Annotated in this window: 5 protein-coding genes; 2 read left to right on the top strand and 3 right to left on the bottom strand. The window is 69.4% G+C overall.

Annotated elements, in window-relative coordinates; translation table 11 throughout:
* Nucleotides 1–529, bottom strand: a 529-nt coding sequence (locus PV363_RS15275) for an alcohol dehydrogenase catalytic domain-containing protein (protein WP_301022769.1), incomplete at its 3' end; no start/stop codon positions are given.
* Nucleotides 530–616: 87 nt separating this feature from the next.
* Nucleotides 617–1,585: a LuxR family transcriptional regulator gene (locus PV363_RS15270; RefSeq protein WP_220342859.1), complete on the bottom strand. Its 969-nt coding sequence runs from the start codon at nucleotides 1,583–1,585 to the stop codon at nucleotides 617–619.
* A gap of 352 nt (nucleotides 1,586–1,937) precedes the next feature.
* Between PV363_RS15270 and PV363_RS15265 the strand changes: the two genes are divergently transcribed.
* Nucleotides 1,938–2,489: a TetR/AcrR family transcriptional regulator gene (locus tag PV363_RS15265; RefSeq protein ID WP_220342858.1), complete on the top strand. Its 552-nt coding sequence runs from the start codon at nucleotides 1,938–1,940 to the stop codon at nucleotides 2,487–2,489.
* Nucleotides 2,490–2,543: 54 nt separating this feature from the next.
* Nucleotides 2,544–3,080 (top strand): gamma carbonic anhydrase family protein, encoded by a 537-nt coding sequence (locus PV363_RS15260; RefSeq protein WP_220342857.1) that lies wholly within the window; start codon nucleotides 2,544–2,546, stop codon nucleotides 3,078–3,080.
* A gap of 72 nt (nucleotides 3,081–3,152) precedes the next feature.
* On the opposite strand, the gene PV363_RS15255 is transcribed toward PV363_RS15260, so the two are convergent.
* Nucleotides 3,153–5,750, bottom strand: a 2,598-nt coding sequence (locus PV363_RS15255; RefSeq protein ID WP_301022768.1) for a M14 family zinc carboxypeptidase, incomplete at its 5' end; no start/stop codon positions are given.

Here is a 5,750-nt window from a genome sequence, read left to right as displayed (position 1 = left end):
TGCGCTCGCCGCGGGCGGCCCCGACCACGGCCGCACCCCGAGCGAGGAGCAGCTGCACGATCAGCGCCCCCGCGCCTCCGGTCGCGGCGTTGACGATCACCCGGTCGCCCCGCTCGACACGCGTCACCTCGACGAGGCGCAGCGCCGTCACCCCGTCACGCGAGAGCGCGGCGGCATCCTCGTCGGCGACGTCGTCGGGGAGGGCGTACGCGGTCTCGACCGGAACGGCGACCCGCTCGGCGTACCCGCCCTGCGTCCCCGATCGCGCCACCACCCGCCGCCCGACCCAGGAGCCGTCGACGCCGGGTCCCACGCTGCGCACCGTGCCGGCGACCGCGCCGCCCGCGACGTACGGCAGAGACATCCCCCACTCCACGGCCCCGCCCTGACGGAGCATCGTGTCGAGGTAGATCACGTCGGCGACGGAGACGTCGACCAGGAGCTGGTCCGGCTCTGGTTCGGGATCGGGGAGCTCCTCGACCTCCAGCACGTCCGGTCCGCCGTACTCCCGCACCACCACTGCACGCATCGGGTCCTCCTCGTCGGTCGACTGGAATCCCGAGTGTTCATGCTCAAGTCGACATGAGGTCAAGAGCCAACCGCGCTGGCTTCGCCGCTAGAGCCAACCACGCTGCTTCGCAGCGACCCCGAGCTGGAGCCGCGTCTCCACCTCAGCCCGCTCCATCAGCCGACTCATGCGGCGCTGCACCGTCCGGGCCGAGAGGCTGAGCTGGTTCGCCACCTTGTGGTCGGTGAGGCCGGCGTTGAGGAGGCGGAGGATCCGTGCGTCGGTGTCGTCGAGCCCGGCGGCCCTCGCGTCACCGGACTGGCTCTCGAGCAGCGGCGAAGCGCCGGCCCACATCCCTTCGAACAAAGCGATCAGGCTGTCGAGAAGTCCGCTCCGGTGCACGATCAGCGCTCCGCCGGACAGGTCGTCCGGCGAGGCCATCACCGGCACCATCGCGATCTCGGAGTCGACCACCAGCAGCCGCGACGGGAGCGCAGACGCGAGCCGGACGTCCATGCCCTCGCCGTCGTGGAAGTCCGAGAGCGAGTTGGGACGGTCGAGGACCGCACGCTCGGCGAGGATCCGGAACCGTACGCCGCGCTCGACGGCGCGCCGCTCCTCGACGAAGCCGTACTCCGACGACGTCAGCTTCGTCGTACGCACCGACAGGCGGACTTCTCGCCGTGCGGCGCGGACGAGCTGCTTCACGCGCTGCAACCCCGCGTCCCGGCCCGGCACCAGGTCGACCAGGTCGGAGGCGGTGCGATCGTCGGCGGCCTTTCGATAGAGGTCGTTGAGGCGCTCGAGCTCGATCTCGGCACGGCGTAGCCACCGCTGGCGCTCGACGATCAACGAGCCGAGGGCGACCGTCGGCGGAGACGCGGTGAAGTGCTCCTCGCTGCCGTCCACGTGACGGCCGACCAGCCCGCGCTGCTCGAGGGAGGAGAGGTAGGCGCTCACGTCGGCGACCGGCATCCCCACCACGTCGCCGAGGTCGCCCGGTGTCGCGCTCGCGACCTCCACCAGCGTGCGATAGAGGTCGTACTCGTCGGGGCTCAGCCCTAGGACTTCCAGCACGCGACCTCCCTCACTGCGGTTCGATGCGTGATCGTCCCACGTGATCTTGCCGATATCCGGCGGATTTGTGGGAAAACTGGTGCCGGTTCACACGATCTCGACCTTGCGAGCCCGCGTTCGGAACGAGATCCGTGTCGTTTTCATGCCACGGCTTGATTATGCCATTCCCATGCCGGTGAATTCGTGGCAGATTTCTTCCTGTAGCACCCCGACTCCTCCGCGCGGCCCCCGTGACGCGGAGGGGACATGTTCGTGAGCGGACCCGAGACCGCTCACGGACAACGGCGGCCGGCGGATCTCCGCCGGCCGCTTTCTTTTCCCCTGCGAACCGGTGGAGACCTAGCATGACGGCGTGGTCACCACGCGCCAGGAGCAAATCCTCACCACCGCCGCCACCCTCTTCGCCGAGCGGGGCTTCCATGGCGTCTCCGTGCACGACATCGGCGCGGCCTGCGGGATCTCCGGCCCCGCCCTCTACCGCCACTTCGCCGGCAAGGACGCGGTCCTCTCCGAGATGCTCGTCGGGATCAGCCGGACGCTTCGCAGCGGCGGCCGCACCCGTGTCGCGGAGGCGAGCGACCCCAAGGACGCGCTCGACGCGCTGGTGGCCTTCCACATCGACTTCGCACTCACCAACCCTGCGCTGATCGTCGTGCAGGAGCGCGAGTGGACCAACCTCGACGACGCCAGCAGGGCAGAGGTGCGCGCGCTCCAGCTCGACTACGTCGACACCTGGGTCGAGGTGCTCCGGACGCTGCGCCCCGAGCTCGACCAGCGGACAGCGCGCGCCGCCGTGCAGGCGACGTTCGGCCTGCTCAACTCGACGCCGCACAGCGCCCGGATCTCGGCGGACGCGATGGCGGAGCTGCTGACCCAGATGGCCCGCCGCGCCCTCCTCGGCTGAGGCCGTACCCGACCCTCGCCCGGGCGCGGCACCACCCGTGGCACGATCGGCACCATGACCGACGCACCCCTGCTCCGCACCATCGCCGGCACCAGCCCCAGCCTCGATCCCACCTCGTACGTCGCGCCCACCGCGGTCCTGACCGGCAGCGTGACGCTCGGCCCGCAGGCCAGCGTCTGGTACGGCGCCGTGCTGCGGGGCGACAACGCGCCGATCACGATCGGCGAGCGCAGCAACGTCCAGGACGGGTGCGTCTTCCACGTCGACACGGACAAGCCTGTCACCCTCGGCGCCGGCGTCTCGGTCGGGCACCGCGCCGTGCTCCACGGCTGCACGGTGGAGGACGACTCGCTGATCGGGATGGGTGCCGTGGTGCTCAACGGGGCACGGATCGGGGCGGGCTCCATGGTCGCCGCCGGCGCCGTCGTCCTCCAGGACACCGACGTCCCGCCGGGGTCGCTCGTCGCCGGGGTCCCCGGCAAGGTGCGCCGCCCGCTGAGCGACGAGGAGCGCGAAGGCCTCAAGGTCAACGCCAGCAACTACCTCGCACTGACCGAGCTCCACCGCGACGCGGGCCCGTCCCCGTTGTGAAGGGTTGCGGTCGGTTTCTGCTGCTGAAACCGACCTGAAGTCTTCACAACGGGGACGGGGCGGAGCGACGCGCTACTGCAGGAGGCGACCGCTGGAGGAGAAGGCCGGCTGCAGCTTGCGCAGCTGGGTCTTGTTCACCTCCGCAGCGGGGCCGCCGTACACCGCGTTGTAGAGCAGGTTGAACGACGAGCGCGGGAGCGACCGGAAGGTGATCTCGCTGCCGTACGTCACGACCTTGCCCTTGCCGACGTCGAACGACACGACGTTCGCCGCGCCCTCGATGTAGTCCTCACCCTTGAGATATCCGCTCGCAAGGACGTCGGACTGCGGGTAGGTCGACACGACGTCGGCCTTCTTGCCCGTCGGCTTCCACGCCTGCGTGTTGTAGAGCCACACCGGCCACTTCTCCGGCATCCCCCACGCGACCATGTCGGACGTGTCGAACTCGTGGTTGAGGAGGCTGCCGCCGGTGGCGAAGACGTCCTGGTCGGTCGGCAGAGCCGGCTCGATCGGCAGGTCCAGCAGCTCCTTCGCCGTCGCGACCGAGCTGCCGATCGCGAGCAGCGTGCCGCCCTGGCGGACGAACTGCCGCAGCTTCTTCCAACCCGCCTCACCGACGCCGTACGCCCACGCGAACTCCTCGTCGTAGCGCTCCTGGTCGAGCCCGTCGACGATGCGCGCCTTGGAGATGCCCTGCGGCAGGACGATCGTGTCGTAGACGTCGATCAGCCGACCGGTCTGGAAGTCCTGGGCACCCACGACCTCGTAGTTGATCTTGTACTGGTCCATGAGCCACATGTCCCAGCCGCCCGGCATGTTGTTCGCCCCACGCAGCAGGCCGACCCGCGTGCGCGGCTTGAGCTGGATGCCCTTGACGTTCGGCGCGGTCGCGACCGCCGTCACCGGGACACCGACCTTCTTGGTCGACGTCGCGAGGACCGAGCGCGCCTGCGGCGTCGCCGGGACCACGTACGTGCCCGCCGGGTACGTCGTGCCGGCGGCGGCGAACTCCTTGCCGGCCCGGAAGGTCGTGATGTTCGCCTTCTGCAGCGCCGACACGACCTGGATCGTGCCGTACGACTCCGGTCGTACGAGGTACGCACCCGAGGCGCCCGGCGCTGCCGGCATCGTCACGGTCGGGACCTCGACGGACGTCACGCGCTCGAGCTGCGCGTCGACGGCACCCTTGACCTCGTCCACCGCGACGCCCAGCTGCAGCGGCAGGCTCGTCGTCGCCTCGGCGTACGGAAGGTCGTCGGTCGGGTAGGTGTCCTTGCCGAGCACCTGGTCGACCCAGTTGCCGCGCGGCTGCCTGGTCTTGATCACGTGCGACCCGGCGGCGTACTCCTTGCCGCCCGCAGTGAACGGGGCGGTCGCCCGATGGATCTCGACCTGCGTCCAGTCGAGGCGCTCGAGCATCTCGTACGTCGCGAACGGGTCGCGCTGCTCGGCATCGACGACGTAGGCCTCGACACCGGACTTCACGCCGTTCTCCATGTACTCCTGCGGGACGGCGAAGAGGTTGTCGTAGAGCAGCTTCTCGCCGTTCTGCGCGACGTACTCCATGCCCGCGTAGGTGGCGGTGCTGGCGTACTCGACGATGTCCTTGAGCGTCCAGGTGTCCTTCTCGTACGGCTCGATCAGCGCCTGCGTCGGCACCTGCGGGCCCAACGGCTTGCCGTCGTTCGACTTCTGCGGGTAGGCGAGGTCGGTGGCGGACGCGATCTCGGTGAGGTATGCGCCGGTCCCGGTGAACGGGAAGAACCCGACGGGCTGCTCCAGGGTCCAGAAGATGTGGTAGTCGAGCGACCCGACACCGGACTTGCCCTCGGCGGCGAGCTGGCGAGCCGCGTGCTGCCCGACGACCGCGCTCGAGGCGTTCATGTTGGGCGGCACGTTGGCGCTCGTCACGCCCCCGTACGGCGGGACGAAGATGCGCTCCCCACCGTTGCCCTGCTGGTGCATGATGTGCGTCATCACCGGGCGGTACTTCTTCTCCAGCTCGAGCCGGTACTGCGCCTCGACCTGGGTGAACATCGTCCAGTCACGGTTGTCGTCGTGCCCGGTGTACTTGTGGTAAAGATCCGGGTACGTCCGCGCGAGGTCGGTGCCTGCGGTCCGGTTGAAGTGGTCGACCACCAGGTGCTGGCCGTCAGGGTTCTGCGACGGGACCAGCATGATCACCGAGTTGTTGAGCACCTCCTCGGTGAAGTCGGAGTCCTCGGTCGCGAGCCGGTGCACGATGTCGTTGATCGCCTGGCCGTTGCCGACCTCGGTCGAGTGGATCGTCGCCTCGAGGTGATAGATCGGGACGCTCTCCCGGGCCAGCGCCTTGGCCTCGGCCTCCGAGGTGGAGCGCGGGTCGGAGAGCTTCTGGCTGGCCGCGACGATCTCGTCGAGCCGCTCGAGGTTCTTGGGTGCGCTGATGAAGACGGTGGCGTACTCGTTGCCCATCGTCGTCTCGCCGACCGTCTCGTAGTCGACCCGGTCGGACTGCTTGGCGATGGTCTTCATGTAGTCGAGGACGTCGGGGTACGCCGCGAGCTTCCCCTCCGTCCCCATCTCGAACCCGAAGAACTCCTCGGGCGTCTCGATGCCGTCCGCGGCGGCCGGCAGGGTGATCCGGTACGGCGCCTCCGCGGTGGCGGAGGACGCGACCAGGCTGGTTCC

The organism is Mumia sp. (assembly GCF_028803055.1).
Taxonomy (GTDB): domain Bacteria; phylum Actinomycetota; class Actinomycetes; order Propionibacteriales; family Nocardioidaceae; genus Mumia.
Note: the sequence above shows the minus strand (reverse complement) of the source record. Positions and strands in the feature narration are given on the sequence as shown.

Coding starts and splice junctions, on each gene's coding strand:
- PV363_RS15260 (WP_220342857.1), top strand. CDS start 2,544: ATGACCGACGCACCCCTGCTCCGCACCATCGCCGGCACCAGCCCCAGC.